Here is a 12554-nt window from a genome sequence, read left to right as displayed (position 1 = left end):
CCCGTGAAGACGCTGATCGTCCATGCCCACCCGGAGCCGACGTCGCTCAACAGCTCGCTGAAAGACCTCGCGGTCACCACCCTGGAGGCCGCCGGGCACCAGGTACGGGTGAGCGACCTGTACGCGATGAACTGGAAGGCGGTCGTGGACGCCGCGGACTACGGCCCCGACGCCTCGAGTCCGTTGAAGGTCGCCCTGGACTCCGGCCGGGCCTTCGACGCCGGGACGCTCACCCCCGACGTCCGCGCCGAGCAGGAGAAGCTGCTGTGGGCCGACACGATCATCTTCCAGTTCCCGCTGTGGTGGTACACGATGCCCGCGATCCTCAAGGGCTGGGTGGACCGGGTGTTCACGTACCACTTCGCGTACGGCGTCGGCGAACACAGCGACACCAAGTACGGCGAGCGCTTCGGCGAGGGCACCCTCGCGGGCCGACGGGCGCTGCTGTCGGTGACCACCGGCGGCCCGCAGTCGCACTACGCCGCCCGCGGGATCAACGGCCCGATCGACGACCTGCTGTTCCCGATCCAGCACGGCATCCTCTACTACCCGGGCATCGAGGTACTGCCGCCGTTCGTGCTGCACGGCGCCGACCGGATGACCGGCGCGGACTACCAGGACGTCGCCAAGGCCTGGGAACAGCGCCTGCTCACCCTGGAGTCGACCGAGCCGATCGCGTTCCGGCGCCAGAACCTCGGCGACTACGAGATCCCCTCGCTGCACCTGAAAGCGGGCCTCGAGCCCGCCGGCCGCACCGGCTTCGGGCTGCACGTGCGCGGCTGACCGCCGGCAACCGGCGCGCGTGGCGGGAGCGTCGGGGGCGCCGCTGCCCCGGGGCCGGGGCCGGGGCCGGGGCAGCGGCACGGGTGGTGCGCTGTACCTGGCCAGGAATCCGTGGTGGCGGATCCCTCCTGGGGGAGTGGGAAGTCGGCGGGTCCGACTTCCTATGCGTCCAGCGGGGCGGTGCGGATGTCACGCCCCCGGGACCGGAGTTCCTCGATGTCCTCGGCGAAGCAGGAGACGGAGGGGCCGAAATGGTTCGGCCCCTCCTGGGGGCTCTGAAACGGGTCTCCACGTCCTCGATGCCGGAGAGCTTGGCCAATCCCTGGAGCCTTGGTGGCCAGGGGAGTTGAACCTGGGGGAGGGGTGGAGACGGCCCCGCCGCCCCGGGGGCCGGGGCGGCGGGGCTGATTGCTGGGGTCAGCGGGCGTCGAACTCGCCGGTGCGGACGGCGGTCACGAAGGACTGCCAGGCGTCAGCGGGGAAGACGAGGGCGGGGCCGGAGGGGTCCTTGGAGTCGCGGACGGGCATGATGCCGGTGAACCCGTCGGCAACCTCGATGCAGCCGTTCTGCCCCCCGCTGTACGTGCTCTTGCGCCAACTAGCGCGGGTCAGGTCAACATCCATCCTCATAGCCCTTCCGTACCGCACGGATCTTCTCCATCGATGCGGCCTGATTCAGTGCCTCGATCTGGAGCCGATCGTAGCCCCTGGACAGCGGAAGGACAGTGTCGATATTGCGATCCAGGTAGCCCCGAGCCTCGGTCTCGCCATATCCGAGCAGCTTGCGGTCCGGCATGGTCAGCAGCGTCACGTGCGAGCTGAACGGGCGCTCTTCGGCGAGAGAGAAGGGGGCTACCTGGAGAAGAACGTTGGGGTTCCCTGCCATCCGTTCAAGGTGCAGCAGTTGCTCGACCATCACCCTCGCTCCTCCTATGGGCCGCCGCAGACAGCTCTCGTCGAGAACCGCATGGAGGATCGGAGCCGGTGCGCGGTTCAGGAGTTGCTGGCGCGTCATGAGGAAGTTGAGTCTTTCCTCGGCTTGTTCGGGAGTGGCGTTGCCACGTCGAACGTTGCCTGCTTCCCAGGCGCTGGCGTAAGCCGGTGTTTGCAGCAGACCCGACACAATGTCAATCGAGAAGAGCCGGATCTCAGCCGCGCGGTTCTCGTAGTTGGCGTACTCGGGGAAGCCCGGAACCAGCGCCGTGTGCTTGTGCTGCCACCACATCAGCATCAAGGTCCCGCCCGTTCCGAGGACTTCATCGGCCTTGGTAGCAAACTTTTCACTCGGGGGCCGACGCGCAAGTTCAACGAACGAGACGTACGACGCGCTGACCCCACACTTGCGCGCGAGCTGACCCTGCTTGAGGCCCGCAGCCCTTCGTGAGTTGCGGAGTTGGATCCCGAAAGGGGCCCACGGGGACGACGCCGGGTCGATCTCCTTGATGTTCACCATGGCTGCTCCAAAGTTACGAGCCCACTGGGTCAAGTTGTTTGACGCTTCCGATGCTAGGTGGTGCTGGGCCACCATGTGCAACAGAACGTGAAACTCCCATCGCAGAGAGTTCCCTTGCCATGACCCAAGACCAAGCCCCCCGCCTCCACGGCTACGGTGTCCGGTGGGACACCGAGGCCCGGTGCTACCGGGTGCGTAACGAGTGCACCGGGGCGTGGCTGTGCAAGCCCGACGGTGAGCGCAGCGGCTTCTCCTCCTTCACCGAGGCCTTCTCGGCCTGGCGCCTGTTCGAGGTCCACAAGCGGCCGGGGGAGTAGTGACCCTCTCCCGCGTCACCGCCGAGCAGCGCCGGCAGGCCGCCGCCGTCCTCGATGACCTCACCACCGTCCTCGCCCTGGGCCGGGTCAAGTTGCCGACCCTGGAAGTGGACTGGGACACCGGCCGCTCCACCTGCGAGTACCTGCTCCACCTCACCGCCCGCCCCCTCGATCTCCTCCGGATCGTCGACCTGCTGCGCAAGGGCCTGCGCTACGAGCGCCTCACGTATGACGACTGAACTCCTCGCCCGCCTGCTCTGGTGGGCCTGCTTCGCCCTCCTGTTGTTCTGCGCTCTCAGGAAGTGAACTCCCCGTGCACGACCCCCGCCTGCTCGCCAAGCCCCCCATCTGCCGCCTCGGCTGCCTCGTGCTCGTCCGCAACCAGCGCGGCGACGTCCTTCTGGTGGATCCGGACTACCTGGACGGCATGATCCTGCCCGGCGGCCCTGGCAAGGTGAACGAGCCCCCGCACCGCGCCGCCGCCCGCCACCTCCACGCGCAGACCGGCATCATCCTGCGCCTGACCCACGCCGTGGCGTTGGACTACACCCCCTCCGACCGCTACCTGGAGCGCTTCAACGTCGTCTTCGACGGCGGCACCCTGCGCGACGACCACCCCGTCACCGTCCCCCCGCAGAAGCGCAGCCGCCTGCTCGGCGCCCGCTTCGTCCCCGTCCACGAACTCCCCAACCACATGGCCCCCTCCCAGGCCGCCCGCACCACCGAAGCCCTCACCGGCCGCGCCCTGCCCCTCCTCCTCCACGGCCAGCGCCCCGACTGACCATCACCGGCCGGCCCCCTGTCAGTGCCCGGCCCTACGGTTCACCGCATGACCTGGCCTTTCGATGTCGCCTTGCCCGCCTCGCTGCCGCCCGGCCGTCCCGTCGTCGGGGACGAGGGGGCGGGCACGCAGCCGCTACTGTGGATCAGTGACGGGCCCGCGCCCGCCGGCCTGTGCGCCGAGCTGCACCGCGCCCACCCGCGGAGCGGACTGTGGCCGCTGCTGCTGAGCCCGCTGAGTGCCGGCGACCCGGACTTCCGCCCCTGGCTGTCCGGCGAGCTCTTCCCGGACCAGGTCAGCGACTTCGAGTGGTACGACCCGGCGGCCCTGCTGCGCACCTGGTGGGAAGCGGGCGGCGAGGACGATGGCGGCCACGACGACGGGGAACTCGCCGAGGTCCTCGCCCCCTACGGCCCGACCTGGCCCGGGCTCGCCCCGGCCGTCACCGTCCCCGCCGGAGCGGCCGACGCCGAGGCCCGCGGCCTGGCCGAGATCCTGGCGTCCTTCAAGGACGTACGGCTGGGCCTGGTGCCGGCCCGAAGCGGCGCCGAGGCCCTGGCCCGGTGCGGCTGGAGCGGCCCCCTCAACCACGAGAACGACACCGCCAAGATCGCCGCCGTCCTCGCCGACTGGGAGCGCCGCTTCGGCGCTCAGCTCGTCGAAGTCGGCTTCGACACACTCCACTTGAGCGTCCCCGCCCCACCCGCCACCGTCGCCGAGGCGCTCCCCCTCGCCGCCGAGCACACCGCCTTCTGCCCCGACCAGGTCCACCAGGGCGCCGGCACCCTCACCGCCTACGCCGAACAACTCGTCGACTCCCACCAGTGGATCTTCTGGTGGGACTGACCGTCCTCGGCTGACCATCCCCTCGCGCTCGAGACCCCTCACTCGCCCCCTCGGCCCGGCTGCCTCACGCGGCCGGGCCGAGGGTGTGGTGGGCTCGAACAAGCGGATCGACGAACTCAAGGACCACATAGCCGCCCTGAACGCAGTGCGGGTACCTGCCACCCACGGGAAGGATGCAGCCGTCCAACACCTACGTCGACGGAGTGCCTCTTGGCGACGTGGCCGAGCAGTACACCTACGTGGACAACTCCCGATTCAATGGTCGAAATCAGGCGATCAACCCAGGCAACTGACTCCGTCAGACCGCTGGAAGGAGAATGAGCAATATGAGGATCGGTCGTCTGTCGGACATCCTTGGTGATCCCATGCGAAGGCCTGCCGCCACCCCGTGGGGGCGGTCCGTCGCCGAGGTCGGTTTCGCCTTCCCCTTGGATTACCAGGAGTTCGTGGATCGCTACGGGTGTGTGCGGATCAATGGCGAGTTGTCCGTTTCGGTGCCGACCTTGTGGTCCTACGACGGCGGGCCGATCGTCGGCTTCCCAGGCTTCGTTCGCTGGACCACGTACGGGATCGCTGCGGAACTGGCGGCTGATGAGGACTGCCCGTACCTGGTTCACCCCGAACCGGGTGGCCTTCTGGCCTGGGGCTCGAATCTCAACGCGGACCAGTTCTTCTGGCTGACGGAGGGCGACGACCCGGACGCCTGGCCGGTGGTCGCGTTCTACCGGAGCCTGGAGGAGTGGGACCGTTTCGACGGCGGTTTCGCGGCGTTTCTCCTCGCCGTTCTCGAAGGCACGTACGTGTACGCGGACGAGGTGGCGCCGTCCGGCACGGATGAGCCGCTGTGGCGTTGTCAGGGCGACTGGAACTGGGTGGAGTAGATCCTGGCTTCGAGAACCACCCCGTTGAGGCTGACAGACGGCCGGCCAGCGGATCCAACCGGCCTGCCCCGCCGCTCGCGGTCGGCCGCCTCCAAAGTCCACTCGGGCCCACCGGCCCGGCCCGTCACGCCGGGGGCAGGCCGAGGGTGGGGAGGTGGCCGGCCATGAGGAGGGTGACGAGTTCGCGGCGGGTGCGGGTGCCGGTCTTGTCGAGGATGGCGCCCACGTGCTGCTGGACGGTGGGGGCGGTCAGGTGCTGCTGGACGGTGGGGACGGTCAGGTGCAGGAGGGCGGCGATGTCCTTGGTGCTGGTGCCGCGCACCGCGTGGAGGGCGACCAGCTGCTCGCCGTCGGCGGCACCGGCACCCCGCTGTCCGGCACGACCTACGAGTACGACCTCGACGACCGCCTCACCCGCAAGACCGTCAGCGGCGGCGCCAGCGACCCGGTCAAGGACAACCGCTACGGCTACGACCTGGCCGACCGCCTCACCTCCTGGACGGCCGACGGCACCACCACGGCTTAGGAGGCGGCGTCGGGGAGCCCGTCGTCGGGGGCAGGTCCAACACGGTCATCGAGCGGCCGGCCGGCCCCAATAGGAGCGGTATCGACCTCGAGCGCGGCACTGCTCGTATTTCCGGCCAGCAGAAGGCGGCGCCGACCCCGGGCAAGCCCACGGCTTCCCAGTCGTACGCCGACCAGGTCAACACCTATACGGGTAGGACCCCGATCAACAACCGCTACACCGCGTCCTACACGAACCCGGTGAACATCGTCGGCTTCTTCGGCCCGTCGAACGGCGCCTACGACCTCAGCGAGTACTACCAGGAGCAGTGGGAGGCCCGGCACAGCTCCCGGCCCACCCCGTCCTCCACCCAGAGTCCGACCGGCCGGTCCTCCGAGGAGGACCCGAGGCCGAGCGGCGTGAGCAGCCCCCGGTCGTCGGGCACCAACGGCAACACCTGCCGCCGGCCCACCTCGAACGCACGCCCCGCCGTCTTCCACCCCGAGCCCCCCAAGCCCCTGTGGGACAAGACCAAGCCCGCCGTCGAGCGCCCCGCCCCCACGCTCGACTGGTCCCCGCCGGACCCCCACCAGTCCCTCAACGTCATCGCGGCCTCCTACAGCTCCGCCAGCCTCTCCGCGATGCTGACGGTCCAGCAGAACGTCGCCCCGACCACGGTCGCATCCGCTCCCGGACCCCAGCCGGCCATCATCCTGAGCAACCCGCCGGCCCAGAGGAGCAACCCGGACAACTGCCTGAATCACCGCCCAGCGGGCTCCGACACCGACAAGAAGGACGGAACCGGAGCGGGGTGGATCATGTACGGAAGCCTGGAGGACGTCGCAGGCAGTCCTGGGGTCAAGCGTCCCACGGGTGCCGTAGCCTGCCTGGTGGGCAAGCCGTACAGCGATCGAGGCACAGGGGCGGACGGCAATATCACCGGCTGGGCCGAAGCCAAGCAGGCTGCAACCAAGGCGGGTTGGAATCTTTCGCAGAGCAGGGGGCTGCTGGCGCGTTGTCACTTCATTGCTCGGGAATTCGGTGGCCGAGGTCTGGCTAGTAACCTTGCGCCGTGCTTCCAAGTCGGAGTCAATACAACTACAAGCGGCATGAGGGATTTTGAACAGAACATCGTGGGTAATGCCCTGAAGCGTGGGATGGTCGTCAATTACTTCGTCGAGCCGATCTATCGCACGTCATCAAGCAGAATCCCAATGGGATTCTTCATGGTGGCCGTTGGAGAGGCTGCTGATGGTAGGCAGATACCGCTTGGGGCGCGGCCCGTGAGTAATCAAAAGACTGCGCCTAATGGTCAGATGGTTCAACTCGGAGACTAGGGAGGCAAAAAGTTGGTCGGCGATATTGGTCGTCTTGAGGGCATGATGGGCGAACCCGGGCGTGAGCGCGTCGAGGTGCCTTGGGAGGGGGCCGTCGAGCGGCTCGGCGTTCAGCTGCCACTGGACTACCGGCAGTTCGTGGAGCGGTACGGTGTGGTCCAGTACTTCGGTGATCTGCTGGTCGCATCGCCTTCTTTCGAGCCTGGCATTTCGAATGGGGAGAGGTTCGAGGGCTTCTACCAGTTCAACAAGGACGTCGGGGAGATGTTGGAGGAGTGGTATAGCTGGGACCCGGAGAACGGTCGCCCGTACGAGCCGTTTCCGGTGAAGGGATGTCTGCTAGCGTGGGCGAACAACACTTCTACCGACTTCTTCTGTTGGGACACTTCGGTCGGGGAGCCTGATCAGTGGCCGGTCGTGGTGTGGCGTTACAGGACCAGTGAGATGTTCCGCTTCGACGGAGGTATGGCCGACTTCCTTGCTGCCGTCCTGGCCGGCGAACTCCCCGACGCCGATGACCTGGTTGATCGGTCTCTGGAGCCCGCTATGTGGCGGTCGTTGGAGCCCTGAAAGACCGTACCTAGGCGCTGTGCTGGGTGGTGGCAAAGTAAGCCATGACGTCGCACGTGCTGTCGGCGTTGCTGGAGGTGCTTCCCATGTGCGCGGGAAGGCGCGCCGGAGCCCCGCCGGACGCGCAGGCGCTTTCGGTGGCCGAGCGCGAACTCGGCGTACCGCGTCATTGATCGATGTGACCAGGACCTTTCGGGGCGGGCTGCTGCGTTCATCTGAGCCCGGCAGCGAGAACCTGCGGGCCGATCGAGTCCTCCGATGGGGCGGGGATGACGGCGGTGACGACAACCTGTGGTTGATGGACGACCCGAGGCCGGATGAATGGCCGGTGCTGACCCAATCTTACGGAGGACCGCTCGTGCTGTGCGGGGGCCGGCAGGGTCGAGCACCTGGGCCAGGCGTGTGCGGGGGTGCTCACGGGCGAGTTGGTGGCGTTGAGCATCAGGGCGCGGCCCACGTTCATGCGCTGGCTGGAGTCCTGCCGTCTGAGGAGGAAGGCATCGGTCCCTGGACCGGCGAATCCTTCGATTCCGGGGAGTTTGACGGACGTCGGGCCTGAGGCCTCCGTCCGTCGGCGCCCGAGCCATGACTGTGGAACCGTCAGCGTCCCCGCGCCACCCGGTGACTGGACAGCGGAGGCCTGACGGGCTCGATTCGCTTACCGGCGGGCCGAGGAGCTGACACACAGAGCCTCGAACCCGAGCGCGTCGCCACACCGGTGGCGGCGCGCTCGGACGCTTCGTGCGTTTACGGCATGACCAGCTTCCTGGCTGCGGTACTGACGGGGGAGTTCCCCGACGCTGATGAGCTGATCGACCGGTCGATCGGCCCCGACGTGCGGCGCTCGCTCTTGCCGTGGTCCGCCGTCGGCCCTGACGTCCGGTCCTGGGGCGGTCAGCCGTGCGGGGTGGTGGGGCCCAGGGTGATGACCGGGCCGAACGGGCGGCAGCCGGCGTAGGTGATGCCCTGTCCGGGCGGGCAGGGGGTGTCGGTCCGGACCGGGGCCGGGGCCTCGGGCACCGGCCTGGGCGGGACGGTGTGCTCGGGGGCGGGCGGCTGCTCGGCCGCGGGCTGCTTCTTCGCCGGGGCAGCCGGGGTGTGGGCGGCCGGGGCCTGGGTGGTGCGGGGGCGGGCCGGGGCCGGCTTGGTGGCGGCGGGCTCGGGCGTGGCCTCGGCCCCGTCCTCGGCCTGCTCGGCTGCGGGGACGACCGTGGGCGTCCCGGTCTCCACCGGCGCCGGGGGAGTCGTCGGCGCCTCGACCGGGGCCGAGGGGGAGGCCGACAGCGTGGCGGACGGCGGGGCCGCGGGGGAGGGGCTCGACGTGGCCGCCGCGTCCTGCGCCGCCGGGGCGGTGGTGCCGTGCGAGCCGGTGAGCAGCAGGGCCCCGCCGAGCCCGGCCGCGCCGAGGACGCAGGCCCCCGCCGCGACGGCGAGGGCCTGCCGGCGCCGCTTCGTCGTCCTGCCGTCGCCGTCTTCCTGCGGCATCCGTCCCACCCCGTTCGCATGATCACGTGTTCGAGCTGGGCGGATGCTACACGAACCGTCAGGGCCGTGCATGCCGCTGCCCTGTCGCGCCGGCGGCAGGCCGAGGACGCTACGGCTACGTCGCGTCCGGCATCGGCCCGTCCGTGGCCGGGTGGCGGTCGCGGTGGGCCCGGACGGTCGGGGCGGCGGGGCGGCTCCGTACGATCCGACGAGGCGTTGCGGCGTTCCGTGGCGCCCGGCCGAGAGGTGGAGCAGGAGTTCGATGGCAGGCACGTTCGACATCGATGGAATGCCGGGTCTCATGCCCCCGCCCGAAGGGGGCGGTGAGTCCGGTGACTGGGCGGCGGTCGAGTCGGCGTGGGGCTTCCGTTTCCCGCGTGACTACACCGAGTTCGTCACCCGGTACGGGCAGGGGGAGATCGATCGCTCCCTCACCGTCTTCGCCCCCGACGAGCTGATGCCCGCGGATGCCCCGCGGCCGGGCATGCGCGGCATGACGGAGGAGGCGCGGTGGCTGTTCGAGGAGGACGGTGAGCCGACCGAGGTGGTGCGTTCCGCCGAGCAGATCGTCGCCTGGGGGGTCTCCTGCACCGCTGACGCCCTCTGTTGGCTGACGGCCGGTGACGATCCCGACGCGTGGCCGGTCCTCGTCCTGGGCCGGAACGGCGGTGCACCGCTGCTCTTCGGTACGGGCATGGTCGAGTTCCTCCACGGGGTGGTCTCCGGCGGGATCAGCCCGAGCCCCGTCGGCGCCGTCGTCACGTGGGGTGAGCAACCGCCCCGCTTCGTCCATTGGCGGGCCGAGTAGCAGCGGATCTGCTCCCGGCTCCGTCACGGCGGGGGCAGGCCGAGGGTGGGGAGGTGGCCGGACATGAGGAGGGTGACGAGTTCGCGGCGGGTGCGGGTGCCGGTCTTGTCGAGGATGGCGCCCACGTGCTGCTGGACGGTGGGGACGGTCAGGTGCAGGAGGGCGGCGATGTCCTTGGTGCTGGCGCCGCGCACCGCGTGGAGGGCGACCTGCTGTTCGCGGGGGGAGAGGCCGTGGGCGAGGACGGCCAGGGGCAGGTGCTGGACGGGGGAGACGGGGGTGGCGATGACGGCGACGCCGTCGGCGGGGCCGTCGAGGGCGGTGGCGTGCAGGGCGAGCCACTGGCCGTCGGGGGTGCAGACGCGGACCTCGGCGGGGCGGTTGGTGCGGGCGGCCTGGCGGGCGACGGTGAGGAAGCCGCTGGGCACGCCCGCGGTGAGGCCGGCGGGTTCGGCCATCCGGGAGAGGAGGTCGCGGGCGGCCGTGTCGGCGGAGCGCAGCCGGCCGTGGGCGTCGAGGACGGCGACGGCCGGGGTGGGGGCGGGCGGGGCGGCGGGGGCGGCGCGCAGTGAGGCGCGGTGGGCGGCGCGCAGGGCGGCGCCGACGGGGGTGGCGATGCGGGCGGCCAGGCGCAGTTCGGGCAGGTCGTAGGGGTCGCGGCCGTGCTCGCGCATGAACGCGGCGCTGCCCCAGCGGCCGCCGCCGAGGTCGAAGTTGATCCGCAGTTCGTCGCTGTAGCCGCAGGGTGCCAGCAACTCCCGGTAGCGGATGCTGAGTTCGGGGTGGCCGCCGGTGGCGCGGCCGATGCTCTGCACCCGCTGCCCGGCGGCGCGGATGGCCTCGAAGGTGGTGCTGTCCTCGCCCTGGAGCTCCAGGCGGACGGCCTGTTCGAAGCCGGCGGGGTCGAGGCCGGCGGCGACGGTGGAGGTGGGGAACCCGGTGACCGGGTCGGTGCCGTGCCAGCAGCCGCCGTCGAAGCCGAGGGGGCCCCGGAGCAGGGCGTGCAGTTCCCGGAACAGTTCGGCCGTGGGCAGCCGGGAGGCCGCCAGTTCGCCGATGGTGCCCAGCACTTCCCGCTCGATGTCACGTCGTTTGGCCACGGACCGAAGGCTAGGGAAGCGGGCCCCCGTTGCCGGTGGACGTACGAACGAATGGCCGGGAGCAGGCCGAGGGTGACCGAAAAATTCGGGGGCGGGCGCCACACCGCTCGGCACCCGCCCCCGCCCCCGATCACCCGTGGTGCGCCGCCGTGGCGGTCAGCTCCACGGGTTGGCCGGTTGGTCGTCGATCGCGGTCCAGAACCTGGTCTGCGTCGGCAGGGTGCCGTTGGCCCACAGCCCCCAGCCCGACGCGTCGTGGAACTCCGCCATCCGGAAGCCCGCCCCGAACGAGGCCGCGCACAGCTGGTCGGCGGCGGCCCGGCTGCTCAGCTGGGCGCCGGGCACCGGCGCGGTGGCCTTCACCTCGCCGCCGGCCCAGCTGTGGAAGCCGCTGGTGGGCACGCCCGCCGGGGCGGGGCGGCCGTCCTTGCGCAGGCACAGCACCGGCAGCCGGGTGCCGGCCGGGGTGTCGCCCTGGTACGGGTCGCTCGCCGTGTCGTAGCCGACGTGCACCACGTTGTCGGCGCGCTGCTCCAGGTTCGCCCAGGTCATGCCCTTGTGGGCGCCGACCGGGCCGAACAGGGCCTCGTAGCTGCTGCGGTAGATGTTCCACTGCTGGTAGGCGCCGTCGTTGCAGCCGAACATGTAGAGCTTCCAGCCGCCGAAGTTCTTCTCGGTGTTGTCCAGGCACAGCGAGCTGGACACGTTCTGGATCCGCACCCCGACCATGTCGTACTTCGCGCTCTGGCCGGCCGCCGTGTAGGGGGTGATCCGCCACATCTGGCTGGTCACGTTCGCGTAGCACTGGGTGCCGCCGGGGCGGCTGTCGGAGGCGGTCAGGCAGGAGCGCTTGTCGGCCTCGTTGTTGATCGTGTAGACGCCGTTCCAGCCCGGGACCGGGGTGAACACCCACCTGCCCGGGTTGTTCGAGGGCGCGCAGGGGTGCATGTCCTGGGTGTCCCACACCGCGCCGTCGGGACAGCGTTCGGAGGCCTGGTTGAACAGGACCGTCGCGGGGGTGTCGGCCGAGGCGGCACCGGGAGCCAGCGCCAGGCCGCCCAGGGCGAGCGCGGCCGAGAGGACGATGCGTCGGATGAGCGAGCGCAAGGGATCTCCAGATCGAGGGGGTACGGGGCAGAGGCGGTACGGCCGGCCGACCGGCACCCAGGCTGTCAGGAACCCGTCACCCGCCGGTATCCGAGCTTTCTCGGACCCGCCGCGCACCCCCCCCGCGCCCCGTCCTCGCCCGGTTACGTCATCCCTACTGATGCGTGACCGATTCGCCCGCCACCCCCCGCGCCCTACCGTCGGAGACGTCAGCACGACGCGCCCCTCCGACACCGCCACGGGAGCAGCACATGAGCGCCTACGCCCTCGCCCAGGTCCACGCCGCCGAGATGTGCCCCGACATCGTGGAGTACCTGGAGCGGATCGACGCCACCCTCGACGACTTCGGCGGGCGCTTCGTCGTCCACGGCGGCACGTTCGAGACGCTGGAGGGAAGTTGGGGCCCGCTCGGGCTGATCCTGATCGAGTTCCCCGACTACGAGCAGGCCCGCGCCTGGTACGACTCGCCCGCCTACCGGGACATCCTGCCGCTGCGCACCCGGCACATGAGTGCGGACGTGATCATCGCCGAGGGCGTGCCGGCCGGCTACCGAGGCGCGGACAGCCTCAAGGGGCACTGA

General features: G+C 70.2%; 17 protein-coding genes. 11 read left to right on the top strand and 6 right to left on the bottom strand.

From position 1 onward, the window contains the following. Window positions 1-3: 3 nt before the first annotated feature. A complete protein-coding gene (locus tag ACZ58X_RS32715) occupies window positions 4-783 on the top strand; it encodes an NAD(P)H-dependent oxidoreductase (RefSeq protein WP_470337205.1) in 780 nt (259 codons plus the stop codon). Window positions 784-1200: 417 nt separating this feature from the next. Here the strand turns inward: ACZ58X_RS32715 and ACZ58X_RS32710 are convergent, their stop codons facing one another. Both ACZ58X_RS32710 and ACZ58X_RS32705 read right to left on the bottom strand, forming a co-directional pair. After that, window positions 1201-1407: a DUF397 domain-containing protein gene (locus ACZ58X_RS32710; protein WP_470337204.1), complete on the bottom strand. Its 207-nt coding sequence runs from the start codon at window positions 1405-1407 to the stop codon at window positions 1201-1203. Continuing rightward, window positions 1397-2236 (bottom strand): helix-turn-helix domain-containing protein, encoded by an 840-nt coding sequence (locus ACZ58X_RS32705; protein ID WP_470337203.1) that lies wholly within the window; start codon window positions 2234-2236, stop codon window positions 1397-1399. Before ACZ58X_RS32705 ends, ACZ58X_RS32710 begins: the two co-directional genes overlap by 11 nt. A gap of 119 nt (window positions 2237-2355) precedes the next feature. Here ACZ58X_RS32705 and ACZ58X_RS32700 point away from each other — a divergent pair, with 119 nt between their 5' ends. The 5 genes from ACZ58X_RS32700 to ACZ58X_RS32680 all read left to right on the top strand — a co-directional run bounded on the left by ACZ58X_RS32700 (window position 2356) and on the right by ACZ58X_RS32680 (window position 5061). Next, a complete protein-coding gene (locus ACZ58X_RS32700) occupies window positions 2356-2553 on the top strand; it encodes a hypothetical protein (RefSeq protein ID WP_470337202.1) in 198 nt (65 codons plus the stop codon). Further along, window positions 2553-2792 (top strand): hypothetical protein, encoded by a 240-nt coding sequence (locus ACZ58X_RS32695; RefSeq protein WP_470337201.1) that lies wholly within the window; start codon window positions 2553-2555, stop codon window positions 2790-2792. Before ACZ58X_RS32700 ends, ACZ58X_RS32695 begins: the two co-directional genes overlap by 1 nt. A gap of 74 nt (window positions 2793-2866) precedes the next feature. Then, window positions 2867-3334, top strand: coding sequence for an NUDIX domain-containing protein (locus ACZ58X_RS32690; RefSeq protein ID WP_470337200.1), 468 nt, complete (start codon window positions 2867-2869; stop codon window positions 3332-3334). A 48-nt stretch (window positions 3335-3382) separates the two neighbouring features. Continuing rightward, window positions 3383-4180, top strand: a complete 798-nt coding sequence (locus ACZ58X_RS32685) for a DUF4253 domain-containing protein (protein ID WP_470337199.1) — start codon at window positions 3383-3385, stop codon at window positions 4178-4180. A 326-nt stretch (window positions 4181-4506) separates the two neighbouring features. After that, the gene (locus tag ACZ58X_RS32680; protein WP_470337198.1) at window positions 4507-5061 is read left to right on the top strand and encodes an SMI1/KNR4 family protein; all 555 of its coding nucleotides are present in this window, start codon (window positions 4507-4509) and stop codon (window positions 5059-5061) included. A 124-nt stretch (window positions 5062-5185) separates the two neighbouring features. On the opposite strand, the gene ACZ58X_RS32675 is transcribed toward ACZ58X_RS32680, so the two are convergent. Next, window positions 5186-5383 carry a hypothetical protein gene (locus ACZ58X_RS32675; RefSeq protein ID WP_470337197.1) on the bottom strand — a complete coding sequence of 66 codons (198 nt, stop codon included), beginning with the start codon at window positions 5381-5383 and terminating at the stop codon, window positions 5186-5188. Window positions 5384-5386: 3 nt separating this feature from the next. Between ACZ58X_RS32675 and ACZ58X_RS32670 the strand changes: the two genes are divergently transcribed. The 3 genes from ACZ58X_RS32670 to ACZ58X_RS32660 all read left to right on the top strand — a co-directional run bounded on the left by ACZ58X_RS32670 (window position 5387) and on the right by ACZ58X_RS32660 (window position 7473). After that, window positions 5387-5587 (top strand): hypothetical protein, encoded by a 201-nt coding sequence (locus ACZ58X_RS32670; protein ID WP_470337196.1) that lies wholly within the window; start codon window positions 5387-5389, stop codon window positions 5585-5587. A gap of 239 nt (window positions 5588-5826) precedes the next feature. Beyond that, window positions 5827-6903, top strand: a complete 1077-nt coding sequence (locus ACZ58X_RS32665) for a DNA/RNA non-specific endonuclease (RefSeq protein WP_470337195.1) — start codon at window positions 5827-5829, stop codon at window positions 6901-6903. A 42-nt stretch (window positions 6904-6945) separates the two neighbouring features. Continuing rightward, a complete protein-coding gene (locus ACZ58X_RS32660) occupies window positions 6946-7473 on the top strand; it encodes an SMI1/KNR4 family protein (RefSeq protein ID WP_470337194.1) in 528 nt (175 codons plus the stop codon). 894 nt (window positions 7474-8367) lie between these two features. Here the strand turns inward: ACZ58X_RS32660 and ACZ58X_RS32655 are convergent. After that, window positions 8368-8958: a hypothetical protein gene (locus ACZ58X_RS32655; protein ID WP_470337193.1), complete on the bottom strand. Its 591-nt coding sequence runs from the start codon at window positions 8956-8958 to the stop codon at window positions 8368-8370. Between the two features lie 301 nt (window positions 8959-9259). On the opposite strand from ACZ58X_RS32655, the gene ACZ58X_RS32650 reads away from it, so the two are divergent. After that, entirely contained in the window at window positions 9260-9766 is a 507-nt protein-coding gene (locus ACZ58X_RS32650; RefSeq protein WP_470337192.1) for an SMI1/KNR4 family protein, read from the top strand. Between the two features lie 23 nt (window positions 9767-9789). On the opposite strand, the gene ACZ58X_RS32645 is transcribed toward ACZ58X_RS32650, so the two are convergent. Both ACZ58X_RS32645 and ACZ58X_RS32640 read right to left on the bottom strand, forming a co-directional pair. Continuing rightward, complete coding sequence (locus tag ACZ58X_RS32645) at window positions 9790-10866, bottom strand: helix-turn-helix transcriptional regulator (RefSeq protein WP_470337191.1); 1077 nt, start codon at window positions 10864-10866, stop codon at window positions 9790-9792. A gap of 156 nt (window positions 10867-11022) precedes the next feature. Then, window positions 11023-11973 carry an RICIN domain-containing protein gene (locus ACZ58X_RS32640; RefSeq protein WP_470337190.1) on the bottom strand — a complete coding sequence of 317 codons (951 nt, stop codon included), beginning with the start codon at window positions 11971-11973 and terminating at the stop codon, window positions 11023-11025. Window positions 11974-12224: 251 nt separating this feature from the next. Between ACZ58X_RS32640 and ACZ58X_RS32635 the strand changes: the two genes are divergently transcribed. After that, on the top strand, window positions 12225-12554 hold the full coding sequence (locus ACZ58X_RS32635) for a DUF1330 domain-containing protein (RefSeq protein ID WP_470337189.1): 330 nt from the start codon (window positions 12225-12227) through the stop codon (window positions 12552-12554).

Source organism: Kitasatospora sp. NPDC040550, from assembly GCF_055594965.1.
The sequence above is the reverse complement of the archived record's forward strand: the minus strand, read 5'-3'. Positions and strand labels throughout refer to the sequence as shown.

Bases quoted from the DNA above. Each gene is read 5' to 3' on its own strand.
- ACZ58X_RS32710 (WP_470337204.1), bottom strand. From the start codon at position 1,407: ATGGATGTTGACCTGACCCGCGCTAGTTGGCGCAAGAGCACGTACAGC.
- ACZ58X_RS32685 (WP_470337199.1), top strand. From the start codon at position 3,383: ATGACCTGGCCTTTCGATGTCGCCTTGCCCGCCTCGCTGCCGCCCGGC.
- ACZ58X_RS32700 (WP_470337202.1), top strand. From the start codon at position 2,356: ATGACCCAAGACCAAGCCCCCCGCCTCCACGGCTACGGTGTCCGGTGG.
- ACZ58X_RS32650 (WP_470337192.1), top strand. From the start codon at position 9,260: ATGCCCCCGCCCGAAGGGGGCGGTGAGTCCGGTGACTGGGCGGCGGTC.
- ACZ58X_RS32705 (WP_470337203.1), bottom strand. From the start codon at position 2,236: ATGGTGAACATCAAGGAGATCGACCCGGCGTCGTCCCCGTGGGCCCCT.
- ACZ58X_RS32655 (WP_470337193.1), bottom strand. From the start codon at position 8,958: ATGCCGCAGGAAGACGGCGACGGCAGGACGACGAAGCGGCGCCGGCAG.
- ACZ58X_RS32635 (WP_470337189.1), top strand. From the start codon at position 12,225: ATGAGCGCCTACGCCCTCGCCCAGGTCCACGCCGCCGAGATGTGCCCC.
- ACZ58X_RS32660 (WP_470337194.1), top strand. From the start codon at position 6,946: ATGATGGGCGAACCCGGGCGTGAGCGCGTCGAGGTGCCTTGGGAGGGG.
- ACZ58X_RS32680 (WP_470337198.1), top strand. From the start codon at position 4,507: ATGAGGATCGGTCGTCTGTCGGACATCCTTGGTGATCCCATGCGAAGG.